This window comes from Isoptericola sp. F-RaC21 (assembly GCF_038593535.1).
Taxonomy (GTDB): Bacteria; Actinomycetota; Actinomycetes; order Actinomycetales; family Cellulomonadaceae; genus Isoptericola.
This window is the reverse complement of sequence record NZ_JBCFYX010000004.1, coordinates 605,446-623,369: the sequence shown is the minus strand read 5'-3', so window position 1 is coordinate 623,369 and position 17,924 is coordinate 605,446. Positions and strand designations below refer to the sequence as shown.

Here is a 17,924-nt window from a genome sequence, read left to right as displayed (position 1 = left end):
GGTCAGGCCGCCTTCCCGGTCGGGGCGCCGCCGCCCAGCGCGCCCTGCACCAGGCCGCCCAGCGCCCCGGTGAGCAGGTCGGGCGTGATGGTGAGGTGCTGCACGTCGGGCAGCGAGCGGGCGGCGTCGCGCAGGGCGAGGGCGACCAGCGTGCCCTGGCCCGCCTCGGTGTACACGGCCATCCGGGCGCTCTCCGCCGCGGCCTCGGCCTCGCCGACGGCGCGCACCTGCTCGGCCCGCGCGTCGGTCTCCAGCGTCGAGCGCTCGGCGCGAGCGCGGGCCTCGACCATCGCCGCGGCCGCCTGCTCCTCCGCCTCCCGGCGCGCGTTCGCGCCGTCCTGGGCGACGAGGCGCTCGCGGCGGGTGGCGAGCTCGATCTTGCTCGCCAGCTCGTTCTCGGCGACGGCGCGCTCCCGCTCGACGGCGAGCGCGCGGCGCTCGTACGTGGCGCGGTCGGCCTCGGCCTGGATCTGCTCGCGGGCCGGGGTCTGCAGGGCGCGCTCGACGTCCTTCTCGGGCCGGACGGCGAGGACCTGGACGCCGACGACGGCGATGCCGGTCGCGACCAGCCGCGGGTCGGCGGGCAGCGCCTCGGTGAGCAGGGCGCGGACGCGCGGCACGCCCGCGGTCATGGCCTCGGCGAGGCTCATCCCGGCGAGCACGTCGGTGGCGTGGCTCTGGGCGAGCTGGCCGACGATGGTCGTGACCTGGTCGCGGCCGTCGGTGCTGGTGGCGCCGTCGTGCGGGTCGACGGCGAAGTCGAGCCGCTGCGAGGCGGTCACCGGGTCGGCGAACCGGTAGGTGACGTTGGCCTGGACGGTGACGTCCTGGTGGTCGGTCGTGACGGCGTGGAAGAAGACGGGCAGCTCCTGGTCGTCCACGGGGACCTCGCTGAGCACCGAGGTGGTGGGCCGGAACCAGAAGGCCTGGCCGACGCCCTGGTGCGCGACGCGGCCGTGTCGCAGGTGCACGACGTGCCCGGTCGGGCTGCCGAGGAAGTGCCGGGTCCAGGGGTAGGTGCGGATGGTGGCCATGATGCCCTCCGATTCTCGTCATGATGACGATTAATTGATGTCAGAGTGACGATAACCAGGTTCGGAGATTCTCGTCAACCTGACAGCAAGGCGGGTAGGGTGGCCGGGTGGCACGAACGGACGAGACGAGGGGCAGCGCGGCCGGGGCCGACGGCGGCGGACCCGTGGGCGTGCCGCCCGACGCCGCGCTCCTGCCCGTGACGGTGGACGTGGTCGCCCTCACCGTGCGCGACGACGCGCTCCAGGTGCTCCTCGTCGAGCGCGGGGTCGAGCCGTTCCGCGGGGCGCTCGCCCTGCCGGGCGGCTTCGTGCTGCCGGGCGAGGGGCTCACGGCCGCCGCGACGCGCGAGCTCGCCGAGGAGACCGGCGTCGCACCGCCCGGCCATCTGGAGCAGCTCGGCACCTACGGGCCGCTGGGGCGTGACCCGCGCGGTCCCGTGCTGTCCGTGGCGCACCTGCTGCTCGCGCCGGACTTCGGCGTCGTGCGTCCCGGCTCCGACGCCGGCGCCGTCGCCTGGCACCCGGCGACCGACGTGCTCGAGGCCGTCGGCGAGGATGCGGCGCTCGCGTTCGACCACGCGCGCATCCTGGCTGACGGAGTCGAGCGCGCCCGGTCCAAGCTCGAGTACTCCCCGCTCGCCACCGCCTTCTGCGGGCCCGAGTTCACGGTCGCGGAGCTCCGGCGCGTGTACGAGGCGGTCTGGGGCGTGCGCCTCGACCCGCGGAACTTCTCGCGCAAGGCCACCGGCACGCCCGGCCTCCTCGAGGAGACGGGCCGCGTCACCTCGGGCGGCGCAGGGCGGCCCGCCGCGCTCTACCGGGCTGCCGCGCCGGCGCCCCCCGGGGGGCGCGAGGAGCGGGCCGGCGACGGGCCCGCCGTCGTCCGCGCCGTGATCGACCCACCGCTCCTGCGCCCGCGGGCCTGAGCCGCCCTCCCGCCCCGCGGCGCGCCACGCGAAGAGCGACACGCCGCCGCCAGATGAACAGCAGGTGAACAGTCCCGGAACAGTTCACCGAACGGCCCACCGGCGGTCGAATCCCCTCAGGTTCACCCTTCACGATGGGTGCCGTGACCGAGACGCTTCTGCTCGCGCTCGTCGTCGTGACCGCCCTCGCATTCGACTTCACGAACGGGTTCCACGACACGGGCAACGCGATGGCCACCTCCATCGCCACCCGAGCCCTCAAGCCCCGGACCGCCGTCGCGCTGTCCGCCGTCCTCAACCTCGTCGGCGCGTTCCTCTCCCTCGCCGTCGCCGCCACGATCGCCAAGGGCATCGTCGACGCCGGGGTGATCACCCTGCCCGTCGTGCTCGCCGGCCTGGTCGGCGGCATCGTCTGGAACCTCATCACCTGGCTGTTCGGCATCCCGTCCAGCTCCTCGCACGCCCTCGTGGGCGGCATGGTGGGCGCCGTGCTCGCCGCCGTCGGCACGTCGGGCGTGCTGTGGTCGGGCGTCATCGCCAAGGTGCTCGTACCCGCGCTCATCGCGCCGGTCGTCGCCATCGCGGTGGCCGGCCTGGGCACGTGGCTCGTGGCCCGCCTGACCCGCGGCGTGCCGCAGGACGTGACGAACCGCGGCTTCCGCTGGGGCCAGATCGGCTCCGCGTCGCTCGTCTCCCTGGCGCACGGCACCAACGACGCGCAGAAGTCGATGGGCATCATCCTGCTCGCTCTCATCGCGGGCGGCGCCGTGCCGGCCGACTCGAACGTGCCGTTCTGGGTCATCCTGTCCTGCGCGCTCGCGATGGCGCTCGGCACCTACCTGGGCGGCTGGCGCGTCATCCGCACCCTCGGCAAGGGGCTCGTCGAGATCGACACCCGCCAGGGCATGGCCGCCGAGACGTCGTCCGCCGCCGTCATCCTGCTGTCCAGCCACTTCGGCTTCTCGCTCTCCACGACGCACGTCGCCACCGGCTCCGTGCTCGGCTCGGGCGTCGGCATGCCGGGCGCGAAGGTGCGGTGGAGCGTCGCGGGCCGCATGTTCGTGGCCTGGATGGTCACCCTCCCCGCCGCCGGCCTGGTCGGCGCCCTGTGCCACTGGCTCGAGTCGTCCATCGGCGGGGCCGCCGGCACGATCGCGGTCTTCGCGCTGCTGGTCGTCGTCTCCGCGGCGATCTGGCTGGTGTCGCGCCGCAAGCCGGTCGACCACACCAACGTCAACGAGGCGTGGGACGAGGAGAAGGGCGCGTCCCTCGAGCCCGTCGCCGCCACGACCGGCGAGGCCGGAGGCGAGCGCGTCGGGCCCGTGCCCGCCGTCGCCACCGCGTCCTCCGTCGCTCCCGCCGTCGGCGCCGTGGGCTCCGTCAGTGCCCCGTCGAACCCGAAGGTGGACGCATGAACGTCATCGAGTGGGGCGCCCTGGGCCAGGTCCTCGTGGCCGGCCTGATCGTGGGCGCCGGCATCCCCGCGCTGTTCGCGCTCGGCCTGCGGCTGCTGGCCGGGACGACCTCGGCCGACGCCGCGGCCGCGCCGGTGGTGCGGTCGGGGGACGCGGACGACGCGCCCTCGTCGCGCGTCGTCGCCATCCCGCGCCCGACGCCGGCCCGCCTCGCCGGCGCCATCGCCTGCATGGGCGTCGTGGTCGGCGCGATCGCCTTCGGCCTGGTCTTCCTGGTGTCCGGCGGCCACTGACCAGTTCCCGCTGGTCGAGCTTGTCGAACCTTCCCGCTGGTCGAGCTTGTCGAACCTTCCCGCTGGTCGAGCTTGTCGAACCTTCCCGCTGGTTGAGCTTGTCGAAACCCGGCGAAGGTTTCGACAGGCTCAACCAGCGGAGGCGGCGTGCAGCGTGAGCGTGAACCCCTGCTGCACGAAGCTGCCGCCGGCGGCGTCGATCGCGGCGCCGAGGCCCTCGAGCAGGGCGCCGAGCTGCGCGGCCGGCAGCCGCGTGGCGACGCCGGTGGTCGGCACCAGCGACAGCCACTCGTCGCGGGTGTACGTGCGCTCCCAGGTGTCGCGGCGCTCGCGCGGCTCGGCGAACTGCCCCGTGCGCCGGATGCCGTCGGCCGCCGTCGCGAGCATCTGCCGGTAGGCCGTCTCCGCCGACGCCGTCCCCGTGGCGGCCAGCGGCGACCCGGGCAGCACGTCCCGGTACACCTTGGCGAACGCAACGGCCAGGTCGTGCGGCGGGTCGCCCGCGTTCCAGAACACGGTGAGCGCGCCGCCGGGGCGCAGCGCCTCGGCGGCGCGGGCCGCGCCGGCGTCAGGGTCCACCCAGTGCCAGGTCTGGCCGGCGGTGACGGCGTCGAACGCGCGGCCCGCCGGGTCCCACTCCTCGAACGGCGACACCTCGACGTCGACGCCGTCGCGCCGCGCCACCTCGGCCATGCGCTCGTCGACGTCCACCCCGAGCACGGTGCAGCCGGCCGCGCGCAGCTGCCGCGCCACGATGCCGGTGCCGACGCCGACGTCCAGCACCCGCGGCGTCGGGCCGGTCGCGCCGTCGCGCGCGGCGTCCGCGATCGCCGCGACCAGCGCGTCGGGGTAGCGCGGGCGGGCGCGGTCGTAGGCGGCGGCGTCGACGCCGAACGACGACGCGACCTTGCGGAGCTCTTCGGGATCCAGGGCGGGCGGGGTGCTCATGCCGTCAGACAAGACCCGCGATGCCGGCCAGGGCAACGCCGTTCGCGATCGGCGGAGCCCGGCAGGGCCTGAACTACCTCGCGGGGGCCTGGACTACCTCGCCGAGCTTCGGACTACCTCGCGGGGACCTGAACTACCTCGCGGGGATCTGGGCTACCTCGGCGGGGGCGGTCAGCCGGCGAGGTCGGCCTTGGCGGCCAGGACCCGGCGGGCGGAGGCGTCCACCTTCGCGGCGAAGTCGGGGTCCTTGCGCGCCTTCGCGACGAGGGCGTCCGCCATCGCGGGCGCGACGGACGGGTCGGCCGACGCGAGCACGAGGTCCACCCCGGCGTCCACGGCGTCGACGGCGCGCTCGCCGGGAGAACGGTCCTGCACCTGCGCGGCGGCCGACAGGTCGTCGGTCATGACGACGCCGTCGAACCCGAGGTCGCCGCGCAGCAGGTCGTCGACGACGACGGGGGAGAAGGCGGCGGGGATGTCGGGGTCGATGCGCTCGTAGACGGCGGTGGACATCATCACGTACCGCGCCCCGGCCTCGATCCCGCGCGCGAAGACGCGGACGGACGGGTCGTCGCGGGTGGTGACGTCGTCGGTCACGTCCGCGTCGGTGTCGGTGTTGGCGGTGACCCGCCCGAGGCCCGGGAAGTGCTTGATGACCGGCTCGACGCCGGCCGCGCGCTGCCCGGCGCTGAACGCGTTCGCCGAGCGCACCACCGACCGCGGGGTGAAGCCGTAGCTCCGCCCGAAGTAGCCGATGGGCGGGTTGTCGGCGGCGGCGTCCTCGTCGACCAGGTCCATGACCGGCGCCAGGTTGAGGTTGACGCCGGCGGCGGCGAGCTCGTCGCCCCACCCCTCGGCGCGGTCCTGCAGCGTGGCGGGCTTCCACGTGGCCTGCTCGGTGGCCTTCGGGATGTCGGAGAAGCCGGGGCCGCGGAGCACCTGGACCAGGCCGCCCTCCTGGTCGGTGGCCACGAGCAGCGGAGTGCCGTGCGTCGAGCGGCGGGAGACCAGCGCCGTGTACTCGTCGACCAGCTCGCGGGTCGCGTCGAGGCCGGCCTCGCTGCGGCCGTGCAGGAACACGTTGCCCACGTGGTCGTCGCGGATCGAGGTGGCGCTCACCGCGGCGGGGTCGCTCACCGACACGCCGACCATGAGGAGCTGCCCGACTTTCTGCTCGAGGCTCCAGCCGGCGAGCACGTCGTCGGGGCTCTCCGGGCTCGCGGTGCTGCCCGTGCTGCCGGTGGGCCCGGGCTCCGACGTCGTCGGGGTCGGCGAGACCGACGGGCTCGCCGACGACGTGGGCGAGGCCGAGGCCGGCGGCACGGACGAGGCCGACGACGCCGGGCCGGGCGACGGCTCGGTGCCGGCGCCGGAGCAGGCGGAGAGGAGCAGCACGGCAGCGAGTGCGATCGTTCGCCGGTGGAGCTTGTCGAAGCCGGGTCTCGCCAGGCTCGAGGGACGACTGCGGGGGGTCACGCGCGCCAGGCAGGCGCACCGTCGCGGTGGGCGAGGGTGGCGAGCGCGTCCTGCCAGTGCGCCTGCGAGTTCGTCGCGTGCTGGGCCGTGTCGATGTTCTCCTGCCTCACGGACACGACCGTACCCGTTTCGTCCGGTTCGAGGGTGATGCGAATGTCGTGATAGTTGTCCTCGAGGTCCGCGAGCTCCGCCAGGGGCGAGAAGTGGCTGAAGTGCAGCAGCCGGGGCCGCTCGACGGCGATCACCACGCCCTTGTCGGCGAACTGGCGGCCGAAGAAGTGTCCCTCGAACGTGATCGGGCTGCCCGGTCGGAAGTCCGACTCGATGTTCGCCCCCAGCATCCAGCGGGCCCCCGGGTGCATGAGCTCGGCCCACACCCTCTCGGGCGGCTGGGCCACGTGGATCGACGCCTCGGCGACGTGCGGGTAGCGGTGCTCGGACGTGCTCGAAGGGCTGGTCGGGCTGGTCATGGTGGAGATTCCTTCCGCCGGCGCCGGGTTCGTTCCGACCCTAACGCCGGGCCCTCGCCGCCGCCGTCCCCGCCAGGTCGCGCACGAGGTCGAGCACGTCGTCGACCGACTGCGCGGGGTCGGTGACCGGCGCCTGCACGTGCCGCACGACGCCGTCCGGGCCCACCAGCAGCGTGACGCGCTTGAGCCGGTCGGAGCCGCCCGCGCGGAAGACGGGGAGCCGCAGGGCGGAGGCCGCGAGCCCGTCCTGGTCGGAGGCCAGCAGGTACGGCAGGTCTGCGTGCGCGGCGAATGCCGCCTGCTGCTCCGGATGCTGCGTGCTCACGCCGAGCACCCGCGCGCCGGCGGCCTCGAGGTCGGCGTGCCGGCGGCCGTAGGTGACGCACTCGAGGGTGCAGCCGGCCGTGCCGGGTACGTCGCCCCAGCGCGGCGGGTAGCCGTGGGTGCCGGGGGCGTAGGCGCCGGGGAAGAAGAACAGCGCCGTCCACCGGTCGGGGTCGACGAGCCGCACCGTGGAGCCGTCGTGCGCCGCGAGCGCGACGTCGGGCACCCGGGAGCCCTCCAGCGCGCGGGCCCGCGCGAGGTCGCCGTCGCCCAGGGCGCCGCTGACCTCGCCGTCGCCCAGGACGAACCGCGTGCCCCACTCCTGCAGCGCGAGCAGCACGGGCAGCAGGCCCTCGCCCCGCGCGGTGAGCCGGTAGTCGTGGCGCGGAGGGCGCTCGGAGTACGGCACCTTCTCCAGGACGCCGTGCTCCACGAGGCCGCCCAACCGCTCGGTGAGGGCGCGGCGCGACAGCCCGAGCTCGCGGGCGAAGCCCTCGAACCGCGTGACGCCCGCGGCGGCCTCGCGCACGATCAGCAGGCTCTGCCAGTCGCCGACGACGCCGAGGGACTGCGCGATGCCGCAGTCGCTGTCGGCAAGGTCCTCGCGGCGCATGGGGGCCATCCTCTCGCCGGGCCGGGGTGTGCGTCCATCCAGTGCCGTCATATAAGTTCCAATTTGGAACTTACTACGGATCGTCGTTGTGAGCGGGCGTTCGGCCCTGTTCGCGGCGTCGAACAGGGCCAAACGCCCGCTCACAGCGCCCGGGAGGGCGCGGGACGAGGAGGTGGCCGGTGGCCACGAGTGCACGGCCGTTCTGGACCTACTGGGCCGCGAGCACCACCAGCGGCGTCGGCACCGCCGTCACGACCGTCGCGCTGCCGCTGGCGGCGGTGACCGTGCTCGACGCCGGCTCGGTCGAGACGGGCCTGCTGGCCGCGTCGTCGTACCTCGCCTGGGTGGTGCTCGGCCTGCCGGCCGGCGCGATCGTGCACCGGCTGCCGCTGCGCGCCACGCAGGTGGCGGCCGACCTGGTGCGCGCCGCCGTGATCCTCGCCGTCCCGCTGGTCTGGTGGCTGGGGGAGCTGCGCCTGGTCCACCTGGTGCTGGCGGCCCTCGCGGTCAACGTGGCCGAGGTGTTCTTCTTCACCGCCAACACGACGTTCCTGCCCACGGTGGTGCCGAAGCACGAGCTGACCAGCCGCAACAGCCTGGTCTCCGGCACGCAGGCGGCCACGCAGCTCGGCGGGCCGTCGGTGGCGGGGCTGCTGGTGCAGGCGGTCGGCGCCGTGCCCGCGCTGCTCGTCGACGCCGCGTCGTACGTCGTGTCCGCCCTGCTGCTGCGGCGCCTCCCCGAGCGGCGGGAGCCCGCCCTCGGGGAGGGCGAGGCGCGGCCCGGGATGGGGATGATCGCGGAGGGCTGGCGCTTCGTCGTGCGGCACCCCGTGATGGCGCCGGCGACCTGGTGGGCGTGCGTCGTGAACCTCGTGTGCGGCGTGCAGGCCGGGCTCTTCGCGCTGTACCTGGTGCGCGACCTCGACGCCCCGCCCGCCATGGTGGGCGTGCTCCTCGCCGCCGACGGCGTGGGGTCGCTCCTCGCCGCGACGGCCACGCCGTGGCTCGTGCGGCGGTTCGGCTCCGCGCGGGTGCTGCTGCTCGACGGCCTGGTCGGGTTTGCGGGCGCCCTGCTGATCCCGCTGGGCGCCGGGGCCGCGGGCTGGCTCTGCTTCGCCGTCGGCACGATGGTGTTCGGGGCGTCCGTGGTGCCGGGCAGCGTCGTGACGCGCACCTACCGGCAGGTGGCCAGCCCGCCCGAGCTGCTGTCGCGCGTCATGGCCACCGTGCGGTTCGTGTCGTGGAGCATGATCCCGCTCGGGTCGCTCGCGGCGGGCGTGCTCGCCGCGCACGTGGGCAACCGGGCCGTGCTGCTCGGCTCCGCGTTCGTGCTGCTGCTCGGCCCCGTCATCGTCGGGCTCAGCCCCGTGCGGCGGCTGCGGAACCTCGAGGACTACGACGCCCGGCTCGTCGAGACGCCGCTCGCTGGTTGAGCCTGTCGAAACCCGCCCCGCTGGTGGAGCGCGTCGAAACCCGGACCGGATTTCGACGAGCTCAACCAGCGGTGGTCAGCGGACGTGCTCGGCCGCCGCGGCGACGAACGCGTCGACCGTCTCCGGCGCGGTGTCCCAGGCGCACATGAGTCGCACCTCGACGCGGTCCGGCGACTCGCCGTCGGCCCAGTCGTAGAAGCGGGCGACGGCGCGCAGCCGGTCGGCGGCCACCCGGGGCAGCGTCGCGAAGACGGCGTTGGCCTCCGTGGGGCGCGTGATCCGCACCGCGGGCGCGAGGTCTGACAGCCCGGTGCGGAGCCGTGCGGCCGCGGCGTTCGCCTGCGCGGCGTTGCGGTGCCAGAGCGGCTCGTCGTCGCCGGCCTCGCCCAGCAGCGCGAGGAGCTGCGCGGACACGTAGCGCGTCTTGGACGCGAGCTGCATCGTCGCCTTGCGCAGGAACGGCACGGCGGCCGACGCCGCCTCCCGGGCGCGGGCGGACGCGGGGTCGGGCGCGTCGTCGGGCCCGAGCACGAGCACGGCCTCGCCGAGCATGCCGCCGTTCTTCGCGGCCCCGAGGGAGACGACGTCGACCCCGGCGTCGGTGGTGAGCGCCCGCAGCGAGCAGCCGAGCGACGCGGCGGCGTTGGCCAGGCGCGAGCCGTCCACGTGCACCGCCATGCCCAGGTCGTGCGCGACGCGGGTCAGCGCGCGCAGGTCCTCCAGCGGGTACACGGTGCCGAGCTCCGTGGACTGCGTGAGGGACAGCACCGCGGGGTGCGCGCGGTGCACGTCGTCGCGCTGCCCCGCCCAGCGCGCGACGTCGTCGGGCGTGATCCGGCCGTCCACCGACGGGCAGGCGAGCAGCTTGAGGCCGCCCACCCGCTCGGGCGCGCCGTTCTCGTCGGTGTTGACGTGCGCGACGTCGGAGACGACGACGCCGCCCCAGCGCGGGGAGAGCGCGGTGAGCGACACGACGTTCGCGCCCGTGCCGTTGAGCACCGGGAACGCCAGCGCGCCGGCGCCGAACACCTCGCGCACGCGCTCGTCGAGACGTGCCGTCCACGGGTCGTCGCCGTACGCGACGGCGTACCCGTCGTTCGCGGCCGCGACGGCGGCGAGGACCTCCGGGTGCGCGGGGGCGTAGTTGTCGGAGGCGAACGGCGGGAGGGTGCGGGGCTCGGTCACGCCGATCAGGGTAGGCCGGGTTTCGACGGGCTCAACCACCGGGTGGTCACCGGGCGTCCGTCGACGCGCCGCCGGCCAGGTCGCCGGTGGACTCGCGCCACACGACGCGGTGGATCGGCGCGCCGGGGCCGGGGCGCGGCTCGCCCCGCACGGTGGCAACCAGCCGCCGCATCGCGGTGCGGCCGGCCTCGGGGAAGTCGACGTCGACGGTGGTGAGGGAGGGCATCATCAGCGCGCCCATCTCGAAGTTGTCCCAGCCGGTGACGACCAGGTCGCCCGGGACCGACCAGCCGCGCTCGGCGGCGCCCCGCACCACGCCGGCGGCGAGGTAGTCGTTCGCGGCGATCACGGCCAGGGGCGGCGCGTCGGCGGGGATCTCCGCGACCGCACGACGCGCGACGTCGCCGGACCAGGAGCCGCCGAGGACGCCGAGCGACACGACGTCCGCCGTGGCCGGGTCCGCCGCCGCCCGGGCGACGGCCGCCAGGTACACGTCCCGGCGCGCGCGGGCGGACGCGTACTGCTGGTCGCCGCCGACGTGCACGAACCGGCGGTACCCGGCGGCGACCAGCGTCTCGACGAAGGCCGCCACGGCGCTCGCGTCGGCGAGGTCGCCGAGGGTGCGCATCTGCTCGTCGAACGTCGCCTCGGCCACGACCGGCGTCGCGCCGTCGCGCTCCCCGGCCGGCCCCGTCAGCGCCTCCGGCCGCACGGGCACCAGGGTCAGGATGCCCTCGTACTGGCGGCTCGCGGCGAGGTCCCGCACGCGGGCGGTGCGCTGCTCCACCGTGCCGTCGACGGTGTGGGTCTCCATGGCGAACCCCGCGGCCTCCGCCACCTCGCCGGCGCCGGCGAGCAGCCGCAGCTGGTTGTCGAGCGTCGCGCCCGTGACCACGGCCAGGCGCCCGGACCGTCGCGTGCGCATGGAGCGCGCCGCGAGGTTGGGCCGGTAGCCGAGGGAGTCGGCCACCCGGAGCACGTGCTCGCGCGTGGTCGCCGAGATCGTGCCGCGGCCGGTCAGGGCGTAGGAGACGGTGGTCTGCGAGACCCCGGCGGCACGCGCGACGTCGCGGCTCGTGGGAGGGTTCGGCACCGCCACAGTATGACCTCCCTCACCCCTCGCCTTGACAGGACCGCGGCCCGGGAGTCACTGTGACACCCGCCGCATGATACGTATCATGCCGTATCGCCAGCTCGTTCCACCGGAGGAACCATGCTCAGAATCGGGATCGTCGGCACGGGCGGGATCGCCCGGGCGCACATCGACGGCTACCAGCGTTTCAGCACGGAGTGCGAGATCGTCGCGCTGTGCGACCCGGCCCCCGGCCGCGCCGAGGCCCTGCGCGCGGAGCTCGGGCTCGAGCCCGCCCGCGTCTACACCGACGCCGCCGAGCTGCTCGCCGCGGAGAACCTCGACCTCGTCAGCGTCGCGACACCGCCGTCCACCCACGCCGCCCTGTCGATCCAGGCCCTGGAGGCCGGCGTCGACGTGCTCGTCGAGAAGCCCATGGCGCCGTCGCTCGAGGAGTGCGACGCGATGATCGCGGCCGCCAAGGACAACGGCCGGCTGCTGTCCGTCGTCGCGCAGAACCGCTTCCGCGACGACATCGCGACGCTCAAGGAGGTGCTCGACTCCGGCCTCGCCGGCCCCGTCACCCACGCCCAGGTCAGCTCCGCCTGGTGGCGCGGCACGGAGTACTACGACCTGTGGTGGCGCGGCACCTGGGAGCGCGAGGGCGGCGGCTGCACGCTCAACCACGCCATCCACCACCTCGACATGACCCTGTGGATGCTCGGCTCCCCGAAGGCCGTCACGTCGGTGCTCACCAACGCCGCCCACGAGAACGCCGAGGTCGAGGACCTGTCCGTGAGCGTGCTGCAGTACGACCGCGCGCTCGCCGAGGTCACCGCCTCGGTCGTGAGCCACGGCGAGGAGCAGGCCATCGTCGTGCAGGGCCGCAACGCGCGCGTCTCGCAGCCGTGGAAGGTCGAGGCGAACCTCGCCAACCCCAACGGCTTCCCCGCCGACGAGGACGACACGGAGCGCGTCGCGCAGATCGAGGCCGTCGCGGCGGCGCACCGCCCGCTGGAGCACACCGGCCACGCAGGGCAGATCGCCGACATGCTCGACGCCGTGCGCGAGCGCCGTCGTCCCGCCGTCGACGGCGAGGACGGGCGCCGCGCGATCGAGCTGGTCACGGCGATCTACGAGGCGGGCATCGAGCGCCGCACGGTCGACCTGCCGCTGTCGCCCGACGACCCGTTCTACCGCACGGGCACGCTCGTGGAGCGGGCACCGCACTTCTTCGAGAAGTCGGCGTCGGTGGGCGAGCTGCCGGGCGCGATCACGGTGAGGGCCAAGGCATGAACGCGAGGAGCAAGGCATGAGCGCCCCCATCAGCGCGGCGAGCACCGCGAGCGGCGCCGCGTACGCGCCGAACCCGGTGCCGGACCCGGTCGTCGAGCCGGGCGAGTTCGTGTTCGCGGCGACCAGCCTCGACCACGGCCACGTGTTCGGCATGTGCGAGGGCCTGGCGGGCGCCGGCGGCACGCTGAAGTGGGTCTACGACCCCGACCCGGCCAAGGTCGAGGTGATGCGCAGCAAGTTCCCGGACGTGCGGGTCGCGCGGAGCGAGGCGGAGATCCTCGACGACGCCGAGGTGCGCCTCGTCGCGGGCGCCGCCGTGACGTCCGAGCGGGCGCCGCTCGGCCTGCGCGTCATCGAGGCGGGCAAGGACTACTTCACCGACAAGGCGCCGCTGACGACGCTCGACCAGCTCGCCGCCGCGCGCGAGGCCACGGCCCGCACCGGCCAGAAGTACGCCGTCTACTACTCCGAGCGGATCCACGTCGAGGCGGCCGTGCTCGCGGAGCAGCTGATCGACCGCGGGGCGATCGGCCGCGTGCTGCAGGTGATGGGCCTGGGGCCGCACCGCCTCGGCACCGGCCGCCCGGACTGGTTCTACGAGAAGGAGAAGTACGGCGGCATCCTGTGCGACATCGGGAGCCACAACTTCGACCAGATGCTGCACTACGCGGGAGCCAAGGACGCGGAGATCAGCCACGCGGCCATCGCGAACTACCACCACCCGGACCACCCGGAGCTGGACGACTTCGGCGAGGCCGGCATCGTCATGGACAACGGCGCCACCGGGTACGTGCGGGTGGACTGGTTCACGCCGGACGGCCTGAGCACCTGGGGCGACGGGCGCACGATCATCCTCGGCACCGAGGGGTACATCGAGCTGCGCAAGTACGTCAACGTCGGCACCGGCGAGGGCGGCGGGCACGTGTTCCTCGTCGACGGCGAGGGCGAGCACCACCTCGTCGCGGACGGCCAGGTCGGCTTCCCCTACTTCGGGCAGCTCATCCTCGACTGCCTGGAGCGCACCGAGAACGCGATGACGCAGGAGCACGCGTTCAAGGCCGCCGAGCTGAGCGTCCTCGCCCAGCAGCAGGCACGGGTCCTCACCCCCTGACCTGCTCCGCCGGTGGTTGAGCCTGTCGAAACCGGGGTTCGTGGTTTCGACGGGCTCAACCACCGGGCGGGACAGACCGATCCGCGACGCCGCGGCTCTCGCGGAGCGAGTTCGAGCAACGACGCAAGAACCGAAAGGCACCACCCATGCACGACGAGCACCGGCACCGCCGGATCTACACCCCGCGCGGCCGGATCGGCGTCGGGCGGGCGATCACGTTCGGGATGACCGACCTGGTGGGCGGGGGAGCGCTCGCCATCATCGGCGCCTGGCTCCTGTTCTTCCTCACGACGTACGGCGGGCTCAACGCCGTCCAGGCGGCGTCCATCCTCGCGATCGCCAAGGTCGTCGACGCCGTCGTCAGCCTCGTCCTGGGGCACCTCACCGACGAGCTCTACCGCACGCGGCTGGGGCAGCGGTTCGGCCGCCGGCACCTGCTCATGCTGGTGGGCGCGCCGCTGATGGTGACGTTCGCGCTGCTGTGGGTGGCCGGCATGGGGTACTGGTACTACCTCGCGGTCTACCTGATGTTCGAGCTGGTCCTGGCGCTCGTCCTCATCCCGTGGGAGACGCTGCCCAACGAGATGACGACCGACTACGACGAGCGCACCAAGATGTCGACGGCGCGTCTCGTGATCTCGGGCCTCGCGACGTTCCTCGCGACCTTCGTGCCGGCCGAGCTGTTCAAGGCCCTGGGCGAGGACTCGCCCGTCCCGTTCCTCGTCAACGGGATCATCTTCGCCGCCGTCTTCGTCGCCGCCATCCTCGTCAGCTGGGGGACCACGTGGGAGACGTTCGTCTCCCGCGACCGCGAGCCCGCCGCGGCGCGCGAGCCGATCAGCCTGGTCTCCGTGCTGCGCCAGTACCTCTCGACGCTGCGCGTCAAGACCTTCCGCAAGCACCTCGCGATCTACCTGCTGTCGTTCACCGCCATGGACACCTGGAGCACGGTGTTCGTGTACTACGTGGTGTCCGTCGTCGGGCTGACGGCCGCCGCGGCCGGCACGATCCAGTCGATGAGCCTGGTCGGCATCCTCGTGACCGTCCTCGCCGGTTGGCTGATCACGCGGATCAGCCCGCGGTCGCTGTGGACGGTCGGCTTCTCGATCGTCCTCGTGACGTCGTTGGGCTGGTACGTGGTCGCGACCCTCTCGCCGGCGAACCCGCTGGTGTGGCTCACCGTGCTCGGCGTCGTCTACCAGGTGGGCCGTGCCGTGTTCGTGTTCGTGCCGTGGAACGTGTTCCCGTTCGTCCCGGACATCGACGAGATCGTGACGGGCAGGAAGCGCGCGGGCGTCTTCGCCGCGGTGATGACGTTCGTGCGCAAGTCCACGGTGGCCGTCGCGACGATGATCGCCGGCGTGCTCCTCGAGGCGTCGGGCTACGTCGACGGCCAGACGGCGCAGCCCGCCGGCGCGCAGGCGATGATCGTCGCGATCCTCTCCCTCGGCGTCGCGCTGCTCATCGGCGCCGCCCTGGTGGTGGCGCGCACCTTCCGGCTCACCCGGCAGACCCACGCGGCGCTCGTGGACGAGCTCGACCGGCTGCGGGCGGGCGGCGACCCCGCCGAGGCGACGCCGGCCGCGCGCGACGTCGTCCGGCAGCTGTCGGGGGTGGACTACGACGACATCCGCGTGTGGGATGCCGCGCGGCGGGAGCAGCCTGTCGAGACCCGCGTCGCTGGTTGAGCCTGTCGAAACCCGGGGTTTCGACAGGCTCGACCAGCGGGACTTCACTGGCTCGACCGGCGAGGCCTACCAGCGCGGCAGGTCGATCCGCACGAGATGGCCGTCGGGCGGCGTCGTGTCGTCGGCGGGCAGCACGTTGGTGGTGGCCAGCAGGTCACCGTGGTCCCACTCGAGGCCGGCCGGGAGCGGCGTCTCGAGGACGGTGCGGTGGCCGCGGTGCGTCGCCTGCGTGATCGCGCCGCCGAACAGCTCGGCCACGTACACCTCGCCGTGCGGGGAGACCGCGACGTTGGTGGCGCCGAGGAAGCCGGACGCGACCTGGCGCACCGAGCCCCATCGCGGGTCGACGGTGTAGACGGCGCCGCGCGCCCCGAGGTTGGCGTCCTCCGGGCCGCCGGGCAGCGTGGTGACGTAGAGCTTTCCGCGCGGGCCCACCTCGACGTCCGTCGGGACCGGCTCGAACCAGTACGTCCGGCCGACGGCGCAGTCGGGCAGGCCGTTCGCCGCCGCGGCCTGGGCCGTGACGCGGACCGGCTGCGCGGGCAGCACCGCCACGGCGCGCACGCGGCCGCGGTCGCTCACCGACACGACGGCGTTCATGCCGGCGTCGGCCACGTAGGTGGTGCCGTGCCGCGTCGTCGTGGCGTACGGGTGGGAGTCCTGGACGCCGGTGTACCGGCCGGGCATCTCGGCGGGGAACTGGTCCAGGCAGGACTGCGGCGCGTGGCGCAGGCCGTACGTGACGTTCCCGTCGGGGTTGTGGGCGTTCTCCCAGGCCCGCAGGTCCACGAGCGTGCGCGCCGGCCCGGCGGGGGCGCCGTTCCGGTCCACCCGCAGCGTCTTGACCATGGAGTCGATGGGCTCGGGCTGCTCCCCCTCCGCGAGGACGGTCTCGGTGAACGTCACGGTGCGTCCGGAGAACGACACCCCGCCGACGTCGTTGCCGGCCCCGCCGGTGTACAGGACCCTGGTGGCGCCGTCGCGGCCGACGGACGTGAGCAGGCTGGCGAAGTTCTGCGTCACGAACGTGGTGCCGCGGGGGCCCGCGGCGAGGGTGAGCGGCGAGACCAGCCCGTCGGCGATGTCGGTGACGGTCGGCGGCTTCGGGGTGGGCCTGCCGCCGTGCGCGGTGGCGGGGGTCGCGGCGAGCAGCAGCGCCGTCGCTGCTGCTGCGGCCACGGTGAGGGCGCGTCTCATGGGATCTCCAGGGCTCGAGGGTGAAGGACAGCACCTTCGAGCGTGCGAGCGCGCAGGCCCGCTCGCCACTGCCCCGGGGCCCGGCCGCGGGGTGAACTCTCCGCCCGCGGTCAGCGGACCGCGACGTCCACCCACACGAGCCGGTGGTCGCTGGACGGGAACGGGTAGACGCCCGTCAGCCGTGACAGCGGGTCGGCCTGCGCCGGCCAGAACACCCCGGCGTCGCGCACCCGCAGGTTCTTCGACGGCAGCACGTAGTCGGCCCGCAGGTTGCCCGGCGCGGTGTCGGCGAAGTCGGCCGTGTCGAGCGCGGGGTCGCCGCGGTGGGTCGCGTTGGCGCCGCCCTGCAGGGCGGCCGCCTCGACGGCACCGTCCGACGTCGGCCGCGGGTCCGTGATCCGCGGGTGGTCGAGCAGCTGGTCGACCGCCGCGTCCACCGAGTCGCCGTCGAGCGGGTCGGCGTTCTGGTCGCCCAGGATCACGAACCGCGCGCCCGGCGTCAGCCCGCCGCGCCGCCCCTCGTCGTCGTACACGTAGCGCGAGGCCTTGCCGGGCGTCACGTAGTCGGCCCAGAACCGGATCTCGTCGTGGTTGCGCCGCCCGTTGCGGTCCTCGGGGCCGTCGAACGTGGGCGGGGTGGGGTGCGCGGCGAGCACGTGCACGGTCTCGCGGCCCACCCGGACCGGCACGTCCCAGTGCGACTTGCTGGACAGCCGCACGACGTCGAGCTCCTCCGGCGAGAACCAGTCCGCGGGCTCGGGGGTGGCCGGGTCGTCCGGCAGCAGCGCGCCCGGCATGTCCTTCCACAGGAAGTGCTGGAACGTGCGCACGTGACGGGTGTCGATCGGGTACTTCGAGAGCACGACCATGCCGTACTGACCTTCGAACTCGCCGAAGCCGAAGGCGTCGTCCCCGCCGCCCACCGTGCCGTCGTCGTTCAGGTCGAAGCCGCTGGGGACCCCGGTGTTCGACGGCGCGGTGTACGCGTAGCGGTAGCGCACCGGGTCGGCGCCGCCCTGGGGCACCTCGAGGTAGTTCTCGCGGAACGCGTCCACGCTCGCGCGGGCGCCGTCGTAGTCGAACTCGTTGAGCAGGACGACGTCCGGGTCCGCGCGCTGGATGACCTCCGCGACCGTGCGGGCCTGCGGGTCGTCGCCCGTGGCCAGGTCGGCGCGGAGCTCGCCCTCCGTGGCGCGGTTCAGCGAGAGGTTGTACGTCGCGACGCGCAGCGTCCGGTCGTGCCCGTGCCCGCCCCCGCGCGCGTCGTCGTGGCCAGGACGGGCGCTGGCGGCGAGCGGGGCCGCCGCGAGGCCCGCGCCGAGCGCGAGGGCGGCCGTGAGGGCGACGGCGGGGTGCCGGAGGGCACGAGGGCGAACGGTCATGACGTCACGGTAGGGAGCGGGGAGCGCGCTGGGAAGGGGGTCGGGGCGACCTGTGGATGAA

General features: G+C 74.2%; 16 protein-coding genes. 7 read left to right on the top strand and 9 right to left on the bottom strand.

From position 1 onward, the window contains the following. Positions 1 to 2: 2 nt before the first annotated feature. Positions 3 to 1,034, bottom strand: coding sequence for an SPFH domain-containing protein (locus AAG589_RS17715; protein WP_430568595.1), 1,032 nt, complete (start codon positions 1,032 to 1,034; stop codon positions 3 to 5). 164 nt (positions 1,035 to 1,198) lie between these two features. On the opposite strand from AAG589_RS17715, the gene AAG589_RS17710 reads away from it, so the two are divergent. The 3 genes from AAG589_RS17710 to AAG589_RS17700 all read left to right on the top strand — a co-directional run bounded on the left by AAG589_RS17710 (position 1,199) and on the right by AAG589_RS17700 (position 3,668). Next, the gene (locus tag AAG589_RS17710; RefSeq protein ID WP_430568711.1) at positions 1,199 to 1,960 is read left to right on the top strand and encodes an NUDIX hydrolase; all 762 of its coding nucleotides are present in this window, start codon (positions 1,199 to 1,201) and stop codon (positions 1,958 to 1,960) included. A gap of 143 nt (positions 1,961 to 2,103) precedes the next feature. Beyond that, positions 2,104 to 3,375, top strand: a complete 1,272-nt coding sequence (locus AAG589_RS17705; RefSeq protein ID WP_430568594.1) for an inorganic phosphate transporter — start codon at positions 2,104 to 2,106, stop codon at positions 3,373 to 3,375. Continuing rightward, positions 3,372 to 3,668 carry a hypothetical protein gene (locus tag AAG589_RS17700; protein ID WP_430568593.1) on the top strand — a complete coding sequence of 99 codons (297 nt, stop codon included), beginning with the start codon at positions 3,372 to 3,374 and terminating at the stop codon, positions 3,666 to 3,668. Before AAG589_RS17705 ends, AAG589_RS17700 begins: the two co-directional genes overlap by 4 nt. Before the next feature lie 129 nt (positions 3,669 to 3,797). Here AAG589_RS17700 and AAG589_RS17695 read toward each other — a convergent pair whose 3' ends face one another. From AAG589_RS17695 to AAG589_RS17680, 4 genes are all read right to left on the bottom strand, one after another. Then, entirely contained in the window at positions 3,798 to 4,616 is an 819-nt protein-coding gene (locus AAG589_RS17695) for a class I SAM-dependent methyltransferase (protein ID WP_430568592.1), read from the bottom strand. Between the two features lie 171 nt (positions 4,617 to 4,787). Then, positions 4,788 to 6,011 (bottom strand): glycoside hydrolase family 3 N-terminal domain-containing protein, encoded by a 1,224-nt coding sequence (locus AAG589_RS17690; RefSeq protein WP_430568591.1) that lies wholly within the window; start codon positions 6,009 to 6,011, stop codon positions 4,788 to 4,790. Between the two features lie 77 nt (positions 6,012 to 6,088). After that, the gene (locus tag AAG589_RS17685) at positions 6,089 to 6,562 is read right to left on the bottom strand and encodes an SRPBCC family protein (protein WP_430568590.1); all 474 of its coding nucleotides are present in this window, start codon (positions 6,560 to 6,562) and stop codon (positions 6,089 to 6,091) included. 40 nt (positions 6,563 to 6,602) lie between these two features. Then, positions 6,603 to 7,499 carry a winged helix-turn-helix transcriptional regulator gene (locus AAG589_RS17680; RefSeq protein WP_430568589.1) on the bottom strand — a complete coding sequence of 299 codons (897 nt, stop codon included), beginning with the start codon at positions 7,497 to 7,499 and terminating at the stop codon, positions 6,603 to 6,605. A gap of 179 nt (positions 7,500 to 7,678) precedes the next feature. On the opposite strand from AAG589_RS17680, the gene AAG589_RS17675 reads away from it, so the two are divergent. After that, positions 7,679 to 8,932, top strand: a complete 1,254-nt coding sequence (locus AAG589_RS17675; RefSeq protein ID WP_430568588.1) for an MFS transporter — start codon at positions 7,679 to 7,681, stop codon at positions 8,930 to 8,932. A gap of 75 nt (positions 8,933 to 9,007) precedes the next feature. On the opposite strand, the gene AAG589_RS17670 is transcribed toward AAG589_RS17675, so the two are convergent. Continuing rightward, positions 9,008 to 10,117, bottom strand: coding sequence for a threonine aldolase family protein (locus tag AAG589_RS17670; protein ID WP_430568587.1), 1,110 nt, complete (start codon positions 10,115 to 10,117; stop codon positions 9,008 to 9,010). A 46-nt stretch (positions 10,118 to 10,163) separates the two neighbouring features. Then, entirely contained in the window at positions 10,164 to 11,210 is a 1,047-nt protein-coding gene (locus AAG589_RS17665) for a LacI family DNA-binding transcriptional regulator (protein ID WP_430568586.1), read from the bottom strand. Between the two features lie 120 nt (positions 11,211 to 11,330). Here AAG589_RS17665 and AAG589_RS17660 point away from each other — a divergent pair, with 120 nt between their 5' ends. The 3 genes from AAG589_RS17660 to AAG589_RS17650 all read left to right on the top strand — a co-directional run bounded on the left by AAG589_RS17660 (position 11,331) and on the right by AAG589_RS17650 (position 15,284). Next, a complete protein-coding gene (locus tag AAG589_RS17660; protein WP_430568585.1) occupies positions 11,331 to 12,485 on the top strand; it encodes a Gfo/Idh/MocA family protein in 1,155 nt (384 codons plus the stop codon). Between the two features lie 16 nt (positions 12,486 to 12,501). Then, positions 12,502 to 13,596 (top strand): Gfo/Idh/MocA family protein, encoded by a 1,095-nt coding sequence (locus AAG589_RS17655; RefSeq protein WP_430568584.1) that lies wholly within the window; start codon positions 12,502 to 12,504, stop codon positions 13,594 to 13,596. Between the two features lie 146 nt (positions 13,597 to 13,742). After that, the gene (locus tag AAG589_RS17650) at positions 13,743 to 15,284 is read left to right on the top strand and encodes an MFS transporter (protein WP_430568583.1); all 1,542 of its coding nucleotides are present in this window, start codon (positions 13,743 to 13,745) and stop codon (positions 15,282 to 15,284) included. Between the two features lie 66 nt (positions 15,285 to 15,350). On the opposite strand, the gene AAG589_RS17645 is transcribed toward AAG589_RS17650, so the two are convergent. Together AAG589_RS17645 and AAG589_RS17640 are read right to left on the bottom strand one after the other, a co-directional pair. Beyond that, positions 15,351 to 16,481 carry a ScyD/ScyE family protein gene (locus AAG589_RS17645; protein WP_430568582.1) on the bottom strand — a complete coding sequence of 377 codons (1,131 nt, stop codon included), beginning with the start codon at positions 16,479 to 16,481 and terminating at the stop codon, positions 15,351 to 15,353. Between the two features lie 110 nt (positions 16,482 to 16,591). Continuing rightward, the gene (locus AAG589_RS17640) at positions 16,592 to 17,863 is read right to left on the bottom strand and encodes an endonuclease/exonuclease/phosphatase family protein (RefSeq protein WP_430568581.1); all 1,272 of its coding nucleotides are present in this window, start codon (positions 17,861 to 17,863) and stop codon (positions 16,592 to 16,594) included. Between the last annotated feature and the right edge of the window lie 61 nt (positions 17,864 to 17,924).

What these genes read in the sequence shown, in the direction of transcription:
- AAG589_RS17715 (WP_430568595.1), bottom strand. Translation starts at nt 1,034, where the DNA reads ATGGCCACCATCCGCACCTACCCCTGGACCCGGCACTTCCTCGGCAGC.
- AAG589_RS17700 (WP_430568593.1), top strand. Translation starts at nt 3,372, where the DNA reads ATGAACGTCATCGAGTGGGGCGCCCTGGGCCAGGTCCTCGTGGCCGGC.
- AAG589_RS17695 (WP_430568592.1), bottom strand. Translation starts at nt 4,616, where the DNA reads ATGAGCACCCCGCCCGCCCTGGATCCCGAAGAGCTCCGCAAGGTCGCG.
- AAG589_RS17685 (WP_430568590.1), bottom strand. Translation starts at nt 6,562, where the DNA reads ATGACCAGCCCGACCAGCCCTTCGAGCACGTCCGAGCACCGCTACCCG.
- AAG589_RS17680 (WP_430568589.1), bottom strand. Translation starts at nt 7,499, where the DNA reads ATGCGCCGCGAGGACCTTGCCGACAGCGACTGCGGCATCGCGCAGTCC.
- AAG589_RS17660 (WP_430568585.1), top strand. Translation starts at nt 11,331, where the DNA reads ATGCTCAGAATCGGGATCGTCGGCACGGGCGGGATCGCCCGGGCGCAC.
- AAG589_RS17655 (WP_430568584.1), top strand. Translation starts at nt 12,502, where the DNA reads ATGAGCGCCCCCATCAGCGCGGCGAGCACCGCGAGCGGCGCCGCGTAC.
- AAG589_RS17650 (WP_430568583.1), top strand. Translation starts at nt 13,743, where the DNA reads ATGCACGACGAGCACCGGCACCGCCGGATCTACACCCCGCGCGGCCGG.
- AAG589_RS17645 (WP_430568582.1), bottom strand. Translation starts at nt 16,481, where the DNA reads ATGAGACGCGCCCTCACCGTGGCCGCAGCAGCAGCGACGGCGCTGCTG.
- AAG589_RS17640 (WP_430568581.1), bottom strand. Translation starts at nt 17,863, where the DNA reads ATGACCGTTCGCCCTCGTGCCCTCCGGCACCCCGCCGTCGCCCTCACG.